The sequence below is a fragment of the Yoonia rosea genome (assembly GCF_900156505.1).
GTDB classification, from domain to species: Bacteria; Pseudomonadota; Alphaproteobacteria; order Rhodobacterales; family Rhodobacteraceae; genus Yoonia; species Yoonia rosea.
Genome location: NZ_FTPR01000002.1, coordinates 280,234 through 295,547, shown reverse-complemented (window position 1 = coordinate 295,547; position 15,314 = coordinate 280,234). Strand labels below are relative to the sequence as shown.

The following is a 15,314-nucleotide window of genomic DNA, read 5'->3' as shown; positions in this document are numbered from 1 at the left end:
GTCATATGTCGCAACTTGAACAACAAATGCGCCACCGCGACCGCGATATGGTCCCGCGTTTTCTGGTGCAGGCCATGTTTGGTCTGATGGCAGCGGCCCTTGCCTTAGTGGCCTATGCGCAATGGTTTGACGTACCGAACCGCGGTGTGCTGGTCGAAGCGCCAATCGTCCAATCACTTGAGATTGTGATGGAGGGCAACCGGAGCGGCATTTACGAGGTCAGAACGCCTGAGGGTGAATTGCTGGCTTCTTCTGCTGATTACAAAGGCGGTTTTCTGGGTGTGATTGGCCGCGTCGTGGAACGGTCGCGCTATGTGAATAACGCCCCGCAAACCGCGCCCATCACCGTCGTGCGGCGCGAGAACGGCAATATCGCCATCATTGACGAGACCACCGACCTGCGGGTCGAATTGATTGGCTACGGCAAAGATAACGTAGCAGCCTTCGCAAGACTGCTGGACTGAAACCAAACGCAGGTTAGCCCCCCGCGTTTAATGTGAAAGGGAACTCACATGGGACTATTTACAAGAGAGAAAGAGACCGCGCCATGCACGGTCACGATCTCGCACCGGTTTGAAGAACTGTCGGCGCACGTGCGTCTGGATAATGGCGCTGTCATCTATCCGGGTGACACGGTGCAGGTGCAGGGCCCCGAAATCATGGCTGCCTTTGGCGAGCTGATCGAAGAAAAGCGCACCGCCGTCATTACCCGCGCCAGCAAGCTGGAACAGCTTTGGACCCGCGCTACCGGGGATTTTGAGTTCATGGAACTCTGCGAATTTTCCTTTAGCGAAGAGGTGATGTCATGAACATGCACTCATCCACAGCCGCCACCGCCGAAGAGGCGATTGCCGCCCAAGAAGCGCTGCCGCCGCTGACCAATGAAGAAGCGACAAAAGTGGCAATGTCCAACACGCTGCTGACACCGCGTTTCTACACCACCGATTTTGAAGAGATGGACGCAATTGATGTCTCCTCGGTCCGCAAAGATTGGGACGTTTTGATCGGCCAGATGAAGGCTGATCCCAACAAGGGCCACTTCAAGAAGAATGAAGATTGGGATGATGTTGATTGGGACGGCATGGAGCCGAAACTGAAGGCGGAATTCATCGATTTTCTGATCTCATCCTGCACGGCCGAATTTTCAGGCTGTGTGCTTTATAAGGAAATGAAGCGGCGCGGCTCCAACAAGGACATCACCGAGCTGTTTCAGCTGATGGCCCGGGATGAGGCCCGCCATGCCGGTTTCATTAACGATGCGCTGCGCGAAGCGGGCATTGCAGTGAACCTTGGCTTCCTGACCCAAGCCAAGAAGTACACGTACTTCCGCCCCAAGTTCATCTACTACGCCACATATCTTTCCGAAAAGATCGGCTATGCGCGCTACATCACGATCTATCGTCATCTGGAAGAAAACCCTGAAATGCGGTTTCACCCGATTTTCAAATGGTTCCGCGAATGGTGTAATGACGAGTTTTCCCATGGTGAGGCCTTTGCCCTGCTGCTGAAAACCGACCCCAAGCTGACGCAAAGCTGGGCGAACCGCATGTGGATCAAATTCTTCCTGACGGCTGTCTTCTCGACCATGTGGGTGCGCGACCACCAACGGCCGGAATTCCACAAGGCGCTGGGCGTTGACCCCAAATGGTACGGCCAGGAGGTGTTCCGCAAGACCTCGGAAATCTCGACACAGGTGTTCCCGATGACATTGGACATCGACCACCCCCGTTGGGAACCGACCCTGAACCGGATGCAGGATGCGAACGTGCAGATTGCTGCAGGCCGCAAGCAAGGCGGGATCGGCGGCTGGGCCAAGCGGATGGCAGGATCGGCCAAGGCCGGCTACGCATTTGTCAGCCTGCTGACAATTCCGGTGCATAAGAATGCTGTTCCTGACAGCCCACGACTGGAGCCTGCATACTGATGACATCGCCCTGGATCGCATCGCTGATCGCTATTTTCGCCTGGTGGTTTGCTACCGGTGCGATTCTAGTGGCGGTGCGGCGGGCGGACCGTTTGGATCGCCATGGCATGACCACTTTTATGGGATTGCCGTTGCTGGCGGTCGGTATCTGGGCCGTCGCGGTGTCCTTGCATGATGCCAGCGTTGCTGGCATCTACATCGGCTTTGCGGGGGCCTTGGCGATCTGGGGCTGGATCGAACTTGCGTTTCTTGCGGGTGTCATCACGGGTCCCATGCGTGATGATTGCCCCCCCGGTCTTGCCGGACGGGACCGGTTCTTTCGTGCATTCTCGACGGTGGCCTACCACGAACTGGCGCTGACACTTGGCCTTTGGGGTCTGGTGATCGCATCAGAAGGTGCCCCGAACCGGATCGCGCTTGCGGTCTATCTGGTGTTGTTCATTGCGCGTATTCTGGCAAAGCTGAACCTTTATTTTGGCGTGCCGCGGATCAATACGGAGTTCGTGCCGCTCAAGCTGAACCACTTGAAAACCTATTTCCGGCGCGGACCGGTGACACTCGCGTTCCCAGCCGCGATTACCATTCTGACCGCCTTGTTGGCCATCTGCGCCGAGCGGCTCTGGTCCGCCGGATCAGAGGTGACTGTCGCAGGTTATGCCCTGCTTACTGCAATGGCGGGGCTTGCCCTGCTTGAACACTGGCTGATGGTGGTTCCGCTGCCTGATGCAAAACTCTGGCGCTGGATGCTTCCGGCGCAAAAAACGATGTCCAAAGAAGAAAGATAAGACCGATGGATTTTGACGCACTTTTCAATGCACAGCTGTCCCAACTCAAGCAGGACGGCAACTATCGGTACTTTGCCGAACTTGAACGCAAATGCGGAAAATTCCCGCGCGCGGCCAACCACGCCGAAGACGGCGTGCGTGATGTGACAGTCTGGTGTTCGAACGACTATCTGGGCATGGGGCAACACCCCAAGGTGATTGGTGCGATGTGTGAAGCCGTTGAGCGCACCGGCACCGGCGCAGGCGGGACGCGCAATATATCGGGCACGAACCACGACCACCTTTTGCTAGAGCGTGAGCTTGCCGATCTGCATGGCAAAGAGTCGGCTTTGCTCTTTACGTCGGGGTATGTGTCCAACTGGGCCGCGCTCAGCACCTTGGGCAGCCGTTTGAAGGACTGCGTGATCCTGTCGGATGCAGGCAACCATGCGTCGATGATCGAAGGCATCCGCCATTCCCGCGCCAACAAGGTGATCTGGAAACACAACGACGTGCATGATCTGGAAATGAAGCTGCGTTGTCTGCCCGCTGATGTGCCCAAGATCGTTGCCTTTGAAAGCGTCTATTCCATGGACGGTGATATTGCCCCGATCAAAGAGATCGTCGAAGTGGCCGAAAAATACGGTGCGATGACCTATCTGGATGAGGTCCATGCCGTGGGCATGTACGGCCCGCGCGGTGGCGGTGTCAGCGAACGTGAGGGGCTTGCCGATAGGATTACCCTGATCGAAGGGACATTGGGCAAGGCATACGGTGTTGTCGGTGGATATATCACCGGATCGGCGGCGTTGTGTGACTTTATTCGTAGCTTCGCCTCGGGCTTCATCTTTACGACAGCACTGCCGCCAGCGGTCGCTGCGGCTGCGCGCACGTCGATCGCGTATCTCAAGGAGTCAGAGATTGAACGCGCCCAACAACGCCGCCAGGTGGAGCGCCTGCGTGCGGCGCTTGATCGTGAGGGGATTCCGCATATGGAGAACGACAGCCATATTGTGCCGGTGATGATCGGTGATCCTGTCAAGACGCGCATGTTGGCCGATTATCTGATGCGCGAATGGGATATTTATGTGCAGCCGATCAACTATCCGACCGTTCCTAAGGGGACCGAGCGGCTTCGGTTTACACCATCACCGCTACATACAGATGCAGATATCGATCATCTTATCAATGCGTTAAAGGTTTTGTGGCGCCAATGTGCGCTCGCGCATGCGGTGGCATAACGCGTATCACGGATTCTTTTGCATGCGGGGGTGGACCCTTTGGTTTCCCGCGTTACATTAAGCGCCGACTGGGGCGAACGGTCACAGAACTAGATCGAAGAGGAATACGATCATGAAACGTTTTACTATCGCAGCAGCATTTGCTGTTCTTTCCGCACCCGCCTTTGCTGACGGCCACGCCGCAACTGTCGGTGACGCCGCAGCTGGCGAAGAGCAATTCAACCGCCAGTGCGTTGCATGCCACGTTGTTGCAGACGCATCTGGCGAGGTTCTTGCAGGTCGCAATGCACGTACCGGTCCAAACCTTTACGGACTTGCAGGTCGCACAATGGGATCGGTTGAAGATTTCCGTTACAGCGATGCGCTGATCGAATTGGGCGAAGCTGGCACACCTTGGACTGAAGAAGCCTTTGTCGGCTACGTTCAGGACCCGACAGGCTGGCTCCGCGAAACGCTCGACAACCGTCGTGCACGTGGCAAGATGGCCTATCAGGTGCGCGAAGAAGCTCAGGCATATGACCTTTATGCATACCTGGCGACATTTGCCGCTGAGTAAGAGCCATCGCAGCGAGCAACTGTTGTTTTGAATGAAAAAAGGCCGTCGGGGAAACCCGGCGGCCTTTTACATGTCGGTGATCAAATTCGCGATCGTTTCGGGGTCTTCCTCATGCGCGAGGTGCCCAAGTCCGGCAACCTCGGTTAACCTGCCTTGTGGAAGCTGTTGGACAGCTCTGCGGCTGACCTCGGGTGGAACAGCCTTGTCGCCAAGTGCCGCGATCAGATGGACCGGCACGTCGATCTTACCTAACCGCGCCAGTAGCCCATCGAGCGACCACTGCGCCATCATCGAAAGCGTCGCATCCACGTGGCCCTTGTCGGTTGCCAGCCGGTAATAGAGATCAATGCCCCGCGCATCCAAATTTGATCCGGTGCCTTCGATCAGTTGGCTGATGCTATTGCGCGTTGTCGTCTTGCTAAACAGGCGTGCCGCAAAAGGTGAAACGGCCAAGGCTTTGGCCATCATCGGAAAAAGCCAGCCAGCAACCCCTTTGAAATTTCCAAGAGCGGCGTTAATTCCCACAATCCCCTTAGCGGGCTGCAGTCCCAGCTCCCACATGCGCAGCGCAATAGCCGCACCTGCGGAGTGACCCACAACGATATCAGGCGTCCAGCCTTGATTGCGGACCAGTGCAAGCAGATCTGTGGCCATCTGATCCAGCCCGCAGCGTTGTTGTGCGCCCATCTGCGTGAACCCCTGACCGGGCAAATCAACCGCCACAACATGGTGGGTGCGCGCAAGGATAGGAAAAAGGCCCCGGAAACTTTGCGTAGCCCCCCCTGCACCATGGATCAGCAGGATTGTGGGTCCGATCCCGTGTTCCTGAATATGCCAACGGTGCGGACGGTGGAGAACCTGCCGCGAATATATCGTCAGAGGCCAGCCTTCGGCATCCTCGGGCCACCGCATCAATCGCCCAACGCGGTGGCGACGGATTTCGATAGGCGCTGGGCATCGGCGCGCGGCAAGGGCAGATAGGCCGCATCCAAGGTTTGGGCAAGGTTGCGCAACGCAGGTTCCGGCCGGTTGCCGGTGTCGATCACAATCGCATCAACGCCATTTGCGCGTAGAACGCGGGCGATTTGCTGGGCATCGGTTGCCGCTTGTTTCCGATCAGCGCGTCCGTCCAGCGCGATATTCGCCCGCCCGTCGGTCAGGATCGCAATGGTGGGTGTCATGCCGCGGCGGGTGGCCTGGACGGCTTGTTCAAACGCGGTGACCATACCTGCGGCCAGCGGCGTGCCACCGCCGCCGGGCAAGGCAGCCAAGCGTCGTTTGGTTTGCACCAGTGAGCGGGTGGGCGGCAGCAACAGCTCGGCTTCGGTGCCGCGAAAGGCGACAAGTGCCACGTGATCGCGCCGCGCATAGGCTTGGGCCAGCAGCAGCTCGACCGCGCCTTTGGCCTCGGCCAGACGCGTGAGGGCGGAAGACCCAGAGGCATCAACCGTAAAGATCAACAGGCGGTCTGATTTTTCCTCGAACCGTTTGATCCGGATATCGGCAGGGCGGATGTGCAGGCCGTCGCGGCCTGTCGCGTTGCGCCGGATCGTTTGCCAAGGGGCGGCAGCGCGCAACGTGCCGATGATATCAATCCGTGCGCCATCACTGATATGTCCTGCCCGTGATGGCAAAGGCCGCCCGCGCCGGTTGCCCTTGCGTGCAGCCCCGGTGCCATTGCCCCGCCCCGCCCGCGCCTTTTGCGCGGCCAATTGTTCGAGCAGGTTGTCGGGCAGCATCGCGCGGACGGCCTCAAGCAACAGTTCATCAGGCAGATCGAGGCTATCTTCGGGGCCCTTGCTTTCGTTGTTCTGATCGGGGGGCGGTGCCGGTGGGTCGTCTTCCTGCGTTTCAGGTTCCGGCACGCGCGTCGCACGGTGTGCCAGGGTTAACGCGCAAGCGATTTCAACATCCTCGGACGTGATCTGTGTGCGGCCCATCACGGCTGCATTGGCACGGATGGCGCGCAGGGCGAATAGTGGCGCACGCATGCTATCAATCCCAAGGTCGCAAGCGATGCGGGTGACTTGCTCGAGCAAGTCGGTGGGCATGTTGACGTCACCCAACGCGATCGGCGTCGCGGGCGATGCGTCGGTGATATCTTGCAGGGCGCAATCGGACAGATCGACGTTGAATGCCAGCCGCTCGGCCAGTTTGTGGTTCAGGCATTCGTCGGGCTCTGCGCCTTCGTCTAGGGCGATCAGGGTGTGATCGGTGTTGCGATCCAGCGCCACAGCAAGCCGCGCCGCCAGCTCTGTTGTGGCGCGTTCGGCCATTGCAAGCACCAAGGTGCCGGGGGTTTCCAGCAACCCTTTTTCGCGGATCATTTGCCCGCTGGCCAAAGTCGCTGACAGGTCGAGCCCACCAAAAAGGGCCTCGTCCGAGATTGCGGGATGCAGGCGGCGGGCGTCAGGGGAAATCATTTCCATCAGGCGGGCACGGACGGGACCAGAGCGCGCACGAATGCAGATCCCGCCAAGACCCGGATCAAGCGCGAGCAATTGCAACGCGCGCGTTGCGTGATGCCAGCTTTCCTTAGCCAAGGACTTCTTCCACGGTGCGGGCGACGCGCGTGCCACTGCCTGCTTCGTCCAATGGATCGCGGCGTAGGCGGTGGCGTAACGCCATGGGGGCAACGGCCTTTACATGGGCGCGGGTCAGCGCCGTGTCATCACGCCACGCGGCATAGGCGCGGGCGGCTTTGAGCAAGGTCAGTTCACCGCGCAAACCGTCCGAGCCCAGCGCGAGGCAAAGTTCGGCCACGTCGACCAGCGTTTTCTCGGGCGTTTTGAGCTTTGCCAGCGCTTTGCGCGCGGTCAGGATACGTTCGCGGATCGCCGCATCTTCGGCCTGCCAGCGCAGCATAAAGGCGGCATTGTCGTTCTCGAATGCATCGCGTCGCTTGATGACATCGACACGGGTGGCAACATCTTTGGGTGATGCGACCTCAACCGACAGACCGAAACGGTCCAGGAGTTGCGGGCGTAATTCGCCTTCTTCGGGGTTGCCGGACCCGACCAGCACAAAACGGGCGGGGTGGCGGATGGACAAACCCTCGCGTTCGACCACGTTTTCACCAGATTGGGCGACGTCGAGCAGAAGATCCACAATGTGATCCTCAAGCAGGTTCACTTCGTCGATATAAAGATACCCGCGGTTGGCGCGCGCCAGCAGGCCGGGTTGAAACGCTTTCTCGCCTTTGGTCAGGGCCTTTTCGATATCAAGCGCACCGGTCACGCGGTCTTCGGTCGCGCCAAGCGGCAGGTCTACCACCGGCGTTGGCATCTCATGGGCGCGTTTTGTTTTCAGGCCTGCCCAGTCGGGCACGTCCTTGGCGGTGGCTGCATTGATCGGGCAGCCTTTGATCGCCTTGATCGGGGGCAGCAGGGCGGCGAGCGCACGCACGGCGGTCGATTTGCCTGTGCCGCGATCACCAAAGACCAGAACCCCGCCGATGCTGGCATCAATCGCAGTGAGGATCATCGCCTGTTTCATCTCGTCTTGGCCGACAATGGCGGAAAAGGGGAATGGTTGCATTATGCGGCCTCAAGTTTGGCTAAAGGGGAGATGCCGTTCCATGTGCCGCGGTCGGAATGGACGGCAAAACGGGCATAGAGTTCTTCGCGAAACCAGCCTTCGTCACGGACGGCGCGGATCGCATCGGCGTGTGGGCCGGTACGGGCGAAACCGGCCATCGCTTTTTCCGAAGGCCAGATTGAAAAGGTCACCTGATGCAGCATGGGCACTTCTCCGATGCCGATCTTGAAGGCAACGTTGGGATCTTTGCCGATCATTTCAGAGATATTTGGCACACGGCCCCAAAACCGGGTCAGGATGCTGGGTTTGATCGTGGCGCGTGTAAGTGCAGCAAGCGGGCCATTGGTTTGCGCGGCTGTTGGCTCGAAAGGCGATTGGCCAGACCATGCGCCGCGCGATGTTTGCGTTTGCAGGAATACGGTCCAATCCTCGGCGGCGCGCCTTTGATAGGTGGCAAAGATGCCGGATTGGGTGCGCGCGTACGCGGTTTCCGCATCAGGCCAAGTGGCAAGGATCGCGTAAACGGCGGTATTGGGGATGGGGGTAAACCCCTCGCCGGTGCCTGATCCGCAAAGCTTCCAGAAACCGATGTCAGGCGTGCGTGCCAATGGCAGCCGCGCACCGCCCATCATGGTCAACGCCCAAGCACGGGCAACAGGCCCGGCAAAGCGGAAGAAAGACAGGCTGACGGTTTGCGTCACGGTGAAGACCTCTGATCGTGTCAACTAATCCTGACATATGTGGTCCGTTTTGGGAAGATGTTGACATAATAATTGTCAACTTGTGTTTACACTACTAGAGTTGAGCCATGATGATAGACGAACAGAGCGATTCAAACGCAGCAATTGTGATCGGTGCGGGGCTTGGCGGCCTCGCTGCGGCCATGCGCCTCGGGGCCAAAGGCTATGCCGTTACCGTGCTGGACCGGCTGGATAAGCCCGGTGGGCGGGGGTCCTCTGTCACGCAAGATGGACACCGATTCGACCTGGGCCCGACGATTATTACGGTGCCGCAAGTCTACGAGGCGCTCTGGGCCGCCTGTGGACGCGATTTTCACAAAGATATCGACCTGCGCCCGATGGACCCGTTTTACGAGGTGCGATGGCAGGATGGTTCTACCTTTACCGCGCGGCAGGACACCGACGCGATGCTGGCCGAGGTCGCGCGCCTAAGCCCGCGTGACGTGAAGGGCTACAAGCGGTTTCTGAAGGATAGCGAGGCCTGCTATAAAGTGGGTTTCGAAGGGATGGTCGCCAAGCCGATGCACAGGCTTTGGGAAACCATCAAGGTGCTGCCGCTCTTTGCGCTGTTGCGCGCGGACCGGTCGATCCTTGGCTTGGCCAAGGCGCGTGTGAAAGACCCGCGTTTACGCATGGCATTGTCGTTTCATCCGCTCTTTATCGGGGGTGATCCGCGCCATGTGACGTCGATGTATGCGCTGGTGGCCTATCTGGAAAAGGAATTCGGCGTGCACTACGCCATGGGCGGCGTGCAGGCGATTGCGCAGGCCATGGTCGGCGTGATCCGGTCGCAAGGCGGGCAAGTCCGCCAAGGGGCTGAAGTGGATGAAATCCTGATCAAAGACGGTGTCGCCAGAGGTGTGCGCCTGACCGATGGTCAGGAAATCGCAGCTGATCTGGTGGTCAGCAACGCCGATGCAGGTCACACCTATCAACGTCTGATGCGCAACGCGCCGCGCAAACGCTGGACCAATCAGAAACTGAAATCGCGGCGCTGGTCCATGGGCCTGTTCGTTTGGTATTTCGGCACCAAAGGCACCGCCAAGATGTGGCCTGACGTGGGCCATCACACAATCACCAACGCCCCGCGCTACGAGGGGCTGCTGAAGGATATCTTTATCAAGGGCAAACTTGCCGATGATATGAGCTTGTATATCCACCGCCCCTCCAAGACAGATCCCAGCGTTGCTCCTGTGGGGGATGACACGTTTTATGTGCTGTCGCCTGTGCCACATCTGGGTTTTGATGACCCTGTAGATTGGGCCAAAGAGGCCGAGATTTACAAAGCCAAGGTCATGGCTGAAGTTGAAAAGACGATCCCCGGCTTTGCGGAACATATCAGCACCGAGATGGTTCTCACGCCCGAGGATTTCCGCGACCGCTATCTGTCGCCCAACGGGTCCGGCTTTTCCATTGAACCGCGCATTCTGCAATCTGCGTGGTTCCGTCCCCACAACATCAGCGAAGAGGCCAAGGGCCTGTTCCTTGTCGGTGCAGGCACCCATCCGGGTGCCGGTGTGCCGGGCGTGATTTCCAGTGCCGAAGTGCTGGCGAAACTGGTGCCTGATGCGCCGGTTGTGCCTGAACTCAAGGTTGCTGCGGAATGATCCGCCCCGATGATCTTGAACATTGCCGCGAGGCGATCCGCCATGGATCACTGTCGTTTCATGCCGCGAGCAAGCTTTTACCCGCCAAGGTGCGTGACCCTGCGCTGGCACTTTATGCCTTTTGCCGTCTCGCCGATGATGAGGTTGACGAGGGTGAGTATCAGGCCGGTGCCGTCTTTCGCCTGCAAGACCGTCTGGACGCGGCCTATGCCGGCAAACCCCACAATGCGCCCGAAGACCGGGCCTTTGCCGCGATCATCGAGGACTTCGAGATGCCGCGTGCTCTGCCCGAGGCTTTGCTGGAAGGGCTTGCATGGGATGCCGCCGAGCGGCGCTATGACACCTTAAGCGGTGTGCGCGATTATTCCGCCCGCGTGGCCAGTGCCGTAGGTGCGATGATGTGCGTGCTGATGCGCGTGCGCGATCCCGATGCGCTGGCGCGGGCCTGTGATCTCGGCGTTGCAATGCAGCTGACGAATATCGCGCGCGATGTGGGCGAAGATGCCCGCATGGGGCGGATATATCTGCCGCTGGATTGGCTGGCCGAGGCGGGGATTGATCCAATGAACTTTACCCGCGAAACCCTGCCTACAAATGACGTGCGGCGTATGGTCAAACGTCTTCTGGCCGAGGCCGACAGGCTGTATCTGCGGTCCGAGGCGGGAATTGATGTGCTGCCCTTGCAAGCCCGTACCGGTATCTGGGCCGCGCGGTTGATCTATGCAGGTATCGGCAAACAACTGCGCAAGCAGGGGTTTGACAGCATCTCGATGCGCGCAAGAACCTCGGGCGCGCAAAAGCTGGGTTGGTTGATGCAAGCGGGTGCGCGGACAAGCATTTCACTGATCATGCCGAAATCGGCAGTGATCTATGCGAAACCCCTGCCGGAAGTTGCATTCTTGGTTGATGCCGCCAGCCGCGCCAAGCCCGATCAAAAACGGACATCATCGGTGTTGGATATCTTGGCCGAGCTGAAAGCGCGCGAAGCAGGCATTGGAACTGACCGTCCAATGGCCTAAGTGTGTGGTGACCTTGAAAGGGCCCTGCAATGGATATTCTGCTTTTTTGCCTCTTTTTGGCGGCGACCTTTGGCGCAGGCGCGACGGGCGCGCTTTTCCCCACTGGTGAGTGGTACAAAAGCCTGAACAAACCGTCGTGGACACCGCCCAACTGGGCCTTTCCGGTTGCGTGGACCTCGATTTATTTGCTGATCTCTTTCGCGGGCGCCCGCGTTGCCGTGATGGAGGGTAACGCCTATGCGATGGGGTTCTGGGCGATGCAGATTGCGTTCAACGCGCTTTGGACGCCGGTGTTCTTCGGGGCGCGCAACCTGAAGGGTTCACTCCCGATCATGGTCTGTCTCTGGATTGCCGTTCTGGGGGCCACGATCACCCATCTCCAGCTTGATTTCTGGGCGGGGCTGGCATTTGTGCCCTATCTTGCGTGGGTCACTGTGGCGGCTGCGCTGAATATTGCGATGGTGCGTCTGAACCCCGATCAAAAGCCGCTTCCGCTTCAGAACCTCTGATCCCTCTTGAACGTCCCTGAAATCGGTGAAACCATTGGGGATGGAAACGCATTTCAAATCATGGGCCGAGGTTGCCCCCCGTCTGGTGGCTGTGGCCGCAGGTCGCGAAAAGGCCGATCTGGTCATTCGCGGCGGCAAACTGGTCAACGTTCAAACCCGCGAAATTCTTGATGGTTGGCAAGTGGCTGTGGCCGAGGGGCGCTTTGCCTACGTCGGCCCCGATGCGTCGCATTGCATTGGTCCTGACACCCGCGTGATCGAAGCGGACGGCCGTTATCTGATTCCTGGCCTCTGTGACGGGCATATGCATATTGAAAGCGGGATGCTGACGCCCGCCGAATTTGCAGCGGCTGTTATCCCCCATGGTACGACCACCATGTTCACCGACCCCCATGAGATCGCCAATGTGCTGGGCCTGCGCGGTGTCCGCATGATGCACGACGAGGCGCTGATGCAGCCCGTCAATATCTACACACAGATGCCGTCTTGCGCCCCTTCAGCACCGGGGTTGGAGACGACGGGTTTCGAAATTTCCGCCGCAGATGTGGCCGAGGCGATGGCATGGCCCGGGATCATCGGACTAGGCGAGATGATGAATTTCCCCGGTGTGATCAATGGTGACCCCCAGATGCTGGCGGAAATGGCCGCGACGATGAATGCGGGCAAAACCGTGGGCGGACATTACGCCAGCCCTGACAAGGGGGTGGCGTTTTCAGCCTATGTTGCGGGCGGTGCCGCAGACGATCACGAAGGTACCGCCGAAGCGGATGCACTGGCACGGGTACGTAATGGGATGCGGTCGATGATGCGCCTTGGATCGGCGTGGTATGATGTGGAAAGCCAGATTACCGCCGTTACCGAAAAGGGCCTTGATCCGCGGAATTTCATCCTCTGCACAGATGACTGCCATTCCGGCACGTTGGTGAACGAAGGGCATATGAACCGGGTTGTGCGCCATGCGATTGCCTGCGGCTGTGATCCGGTGATTGCGCTGCAAATGGCGACGATCAACACTGCGACACACTTCGGGCTGGAACGTGAACTCGGGTCTATCGCACCGGGGCGCAGGGCCGATATGATCCTGACCTCTGATTTGGTGACACTGCCGATCGAAGAGGTCATCGCACGCGGTCAGACCGTGGCGCGTGATGGCAAGATTACCGTAACCTGTCCGCATTATGCTTGGCCCGATGATGCACGCAAGACAGTGCATATGGGCAAAGTGCTTGGGGATGCCGACTTTGCCATCCATGCGCCTGAGGGAAAGAACAAGGTCAAAGCCAAGGTCATCGGCGTGGTGGAAAACCAGGCACCGACGCAGGCGTTGACTGCAGAATTGCCTGTCGTCAACGGGTTGGTTGAGGGTGAAGGCGACACCTATCAGATCGCCTTGGTCGAACGGCACCAAGGCACAGGAAAGGTCGTGAACGGCTTTGTGTCAGGGTTCGGATACACGGGCAAAATGGCCATGGCCTCGACCGTGGCGCATGACAGTCACCATATGATCGTCGTCGGCACGGACCGCGCGATGATGGCCGCTGCGGCAAACCGGCTGGGCGAGGTTGGTGGCGGCGTCACCGTCTGGAAAGACGGCGCGGAACTGGCGCTGGTGGAACTGCCTATTGCCGGCCTGATGTCTGACAGCCCTGCGGCCGAAGTGGCCGGCAAAGCCGACCAGATGGTTGCTGCCATGGCCGCTTGCGGCTGCACATTGAACAACGCCTATATGCAGCATTCGCTGTTGGCGCTTGTTGTCATTCCGTCGTTGCGGATCTCTGATCTGGGGCTGGTGGATGTCGATAAGTTTGAAATTACAGATATATTTGAGGAAAACGCATGAACGTTGCACAAGAGGTGTCAATCCGGACACCTGAAGTCCCCGCGCCAGAAGCCTTTACCGATGCGAAACTTGCCGTCGTCAGGCTGCAAGAGCTCTATAACACGGCAGTGAAATTCCTGTCCGAGAATTTCGCAACCGCTCTGCGGCATGGCCAGCCCGACACGCGGGTGCGGGCCTACTATCCCGAAATCCGCCTGACGACGACAACCCATGCAAAGATGGATTCGCGGCTGTCTTTCGGGCACGTGGCCGAACCTGGGGTTTATGCCACGACGGTCACCCGCCCTGATCTTTTTGCGTCCTATCTTGAACAACAAATCGGGCTTTTGCTGGCCAGTCATGGCGTGCCTGTGATCATCGGTGCATCCAGTACCGAAATGCCTGTACATTTTGCTGCCGCAAATGATCCGGGGCTGACGGTGCCGCATGACGGGTCCATGGAATTCAATCTGCGCGATGCATTTGATGTGCCGGACCTCAGCACGACACATGACAGCATCGTGAACGGCGCGGGGTTTCAGTACCCTGACGGCGCGCACCCTTTGGCACCCTTTACGGCACAGCGCGTTGATTACTCACTGGCGCGTCTGGCACATTATACGGCGACGGCGCCCGAGCATTTCCAGAATCACGTGCTCTTTACCAACTACCAGTTCTACGTTGAGGAGTTTGAATCCTTCGCACGCCAGATGCTGGCGGACCCCGACAGCGGCTACACCAGCTTTGTGAGTACCGGGAATGTCGAAATATCGGATGCTGATGCGCCTGTTCCGATGCCCGCGAAATTGCCGCAAATGCCGACCTATCATCTCAAGCGCAAGAACGGTGCGGGGATCACGTTGGTCAATATCGGTGTGGGTCCGTCGAATGCGAAAACCGCGACCGATCATATCGCCGTGCTGCGGCCCCATGCGTGGCTGATGGTCGGGCACTGTGCGGGGCTGCGCAATTCGCAGCGCTTGGGTGATTTCGTGCTGGCACATGCATACCTGCGCGAAGACCACGTGCTGGATGATGATTTGCCGGTCTGGGTCCCGATCCCTGCTTTGGCAGAAATCCAGATTGCGCTGGAAACGGCTGTGGCTGATGTGACCAAGCTTGAAGGGTATGAGTTGAAGCGGATCATGCGCACAGGCACAGTGGCAACCATCGACAACCGGAACTGGGAATTGCGCGAACAGGCTGGCCCAGTTCAACGGCTTTCCCAATCACGTGCGATTGCGCTGGATATGGAAAGCGCCACGATTGCCGCCAACGGGTTCCGGTTTCGCGTCCCCTATGGCACGCTGCTTTGCGTCAGCGACAAACCCCTGCATGGCGAGTTGAAATTGCCGGGCATGGCGTCGGAGTTCTATAAAACGCAGGTTGCAGCCCATCTGATGATTGGTATTCGTGCGATGGAACGGTTGCGCGAAATGCCGCTTGAGCGCATTCACAGCCGCAAATTGCGCAGCTTTGAAGAGACAGCTTTCCTCTAAACAGTCAAAAAGTGCGGAAACCTGCTCTTTTTCACTTGTAATGGCACACTAATCATTGTGGTGTCCCACAACATACCGTTAAATGTGCGGGTAATAGGC

15 protein-coding genes are annotated in these 15,314 nt (G+C 58.6%); 11 read left to right on the top strand and 4 right to left on the bottom strand.

The window, feature by feature from the left end; all coding sequences use genetic code 11:
• Nucleotides 1–5: 5 nt before the first annotated feature.
• The 6 genes from puhC to B0B09_RS12660 all read left to right on the top strand — a co-directional run bounded on the left by puhC (nucleotide 6) and on the right by B0B09_RS12660 (nucleotide 4,485).
• On the top strand, nucleotides 6–464 hold the full coding sequence (gene puhC / locus B0B09_RS12685) for a photosynthetic complex assembly protein PuhC (RefSeq protein WP_076660303.1): 459 nt from the start codon (nucleotides 6–8) through the stop codon (nucleotides 462–464).
• Nucleotides 465–512: 48 nt separating this feature from the next.
• Complete coding sequence (locus B0B09_RS12680) at nucleotides 513–809, top strand: O2-dependent cyclase accessory protein (protein ID WP_055295196.1); 297 nt, start codon at nucleotides 513–515, stop codon at nucleotides 807–809.
• The gene (gene acsF / locus B0B09_RS12675; protein WP_076660302.1) at nucleotides 806–1,924 is read left to right on the top strand and encodes a magnesium-protoporphyrin IX monomethyl ester (oxidative) cyclase; all 1,119 of its coding nucleotides are present in this window, start codon (nucleotides 806–808) and stop codon (nucleotides 1,922–1,924) included. The genes B0B09_RS12680 and acsF overlap by 4 nt, the downstream gene beginning before the upstream one ends.
• Complete coding sequence (puhE, locus tag B0B09_RS12670) at nucleotides 1,924–2,709, top strand: putative photosynthetic complex assembly protein PuhE (RefSeq protein WP_055295192.1); 786 nt, start codon at nucleotides 1,924–1,926, stop codon at nucleotides 2,707–2,709. Before acsF ends, puhE begins: the two co-directional genes overlap by 1 nt.
• A 5-nt stretch (nucleotides 2,710–2,714) precedes the next feature.
• Nucleotides 2,715–3,929, top strand: coding sequence for a 5-aminolevulinate synthase (gene hemA, locus B0B09_RS12665; RefSeq protein ID WP_055295190.1), 1,215 nt, complete (start codon nucleotides 2,715–2,717; stop codon nucleotides 3,927–3,929).
• Nucleotides 3,930–4,041: 112 nt separating this feature from the next.
• A complete protein-coding gene (locus B0B09_RS12660) occupies nucleotides 4,042–4,485 on the top strand; it encodes a c-type cytochrome (RefSeq protein ID WP_076660301.1) in 444 nt (147 codons plus the stop codon).
• A gap of 66 nt (nucleotides 4,486–4,551) precedes the next feature.
• On the opposite strand, the gene bchO is transcribed toward B0B09_RS12660, so the two are convergent.
• The 4 genes from bchO to crtA are packed head-to-tail and all read right to left on the bottom strand — an operon-like array spanning nucleotide 4,552 to nucleotide 8,723.
• Nucleotides 4,552–5,397: an alpha/beta fold hydrolase BchO gene (gene bchO / locus B0B09_RS12655; RefSeq protein WP_076660300.1), complete on the bottom strand. Its 846-nt coding sequence runs from the start codon at nucleotides 5,395–5,397 to the stop codon at nucleotides 4,552–4,554.
• Nucleotides 5,397–7,028 (bottom strand): magnesium chelatase subunit D, encoded by a 1,632-nt coding sequence (locus tag B0B09_RS12650; protein WP_076660299.1) that lies wholly within the window; start codon nucleotides 7,026–7,028, stop codon nucleotides 5,397–5,399. Before B0B09_RS12650 ends, bchO begins: the two co-directional genes overlap by 1 nt.
• On the bottom strand, nucleotides 7,021–8,025 hold the full coding sequence (gene bchI / locus B0B09_RS12645; RefSeq protein ID WP_110549960.1) for a magnesium chelatase ATPase subunit I: 1,005 nt from the start codon (nucleotides 8,023–8,025) through the stop codon (nucleotides 7,021–7,023). Before bchI ends, B0B09_RS12650 begins: the two co-directional genes overlap by 8 nt.
• A complete protein-coding gene (crtA, locus tag B0B09_RS12640) occupies nucleotides 8,022–8,723 on the bottom strand; it encodes a spheroidene monooxygenase (RefSeq protein WP_076660662.1) in 702 nt (233 codons plus the stop codon). The genes bchI and crtA overlap by 4 nt, the downstream gene beginning before the upstream one ends.
• A gap of 107 nt (nucleotides 8,724–8,830) precedes the next feature.
• On the opposite strand from crtA, the gene B0B09_RS12635 reads away from it, so the two are divergent.
• From B0B09_RS12635 to B0B09_RS12615, 5 genes are read left to right on the top strand one after another with little or no spacing between them, the layout of a single operon-like run.
• Nucleotides 8,831–10,369, top strand: a complete 1,539-nt coding sequence (locus B0B09_RS12635; protein ID WP_076660297.1) for a phytoene desaturase — start codon at nucleotides 8,831–8,833, stop codon at nucleotides 10,367–10,369.
• On the top strand, nucleotides 10,366–11,388 hold the full coding sequence (crtB, locus tag B0B09_RS12630) for a 15-cis-phytoene synthase (RefSeq protein WP_076660296.1): 1,023 nt from the start codon (nucleotides 10,366–10,368) through the stop codon (nucleotides 11,386–11,388). Before B0B09_RS12635 ends, crtB begins: the two co-directional genes overlap by 4 nt.
• A gap of 29 nt (nucleotides 11,389–11,417) precedes the next feature.
• The gene (gene tspO / locus B0B09_RS12625; protein ID WP_076660295.1) at nucleotides 11,418–11,897 is read left to right on the top strand and encodes a tryptophan-rich sensory protein TspO; all 480 of its coding nucleotides are present in this window, start codon (nucleotides 11,418–11,420) and stop codon (nucleotides 11,895–11,897) included.
• A 40-nt stretch (nucleotides 11,898–11,937) separates the two neighbouring features.
• The gene (gene ade / locus B0B09_RS12620) at nucleotides 11,938–13,737 is read left to right on the top strand and encodes an adenine deaminase (RefSeq protein WP_076660294.1); all 1,800 of its coding nucleotides are present in this window, start codon (nucleotides 11,938–11,940) and stop codon (nucleotides 13,735–13,737) included.
• Nucleotides 13,734–15,215: an AMP nucleosidase gene (locus B0B09_RS12615; RefSeq protein WP_076660293.1), complete on the top strand. Its 1,482-nt coding sequence runs from the start codon at nucleotides 13,734–13,736 to the stop codon at nucleotides 15,213–15,215. Before ade ends, B0B09_RS12615 begins: the two co-directional genes overlap by 4 nt.
• Nucleotides 15,216–15,314: the final 99 nt, after the last annotated feature.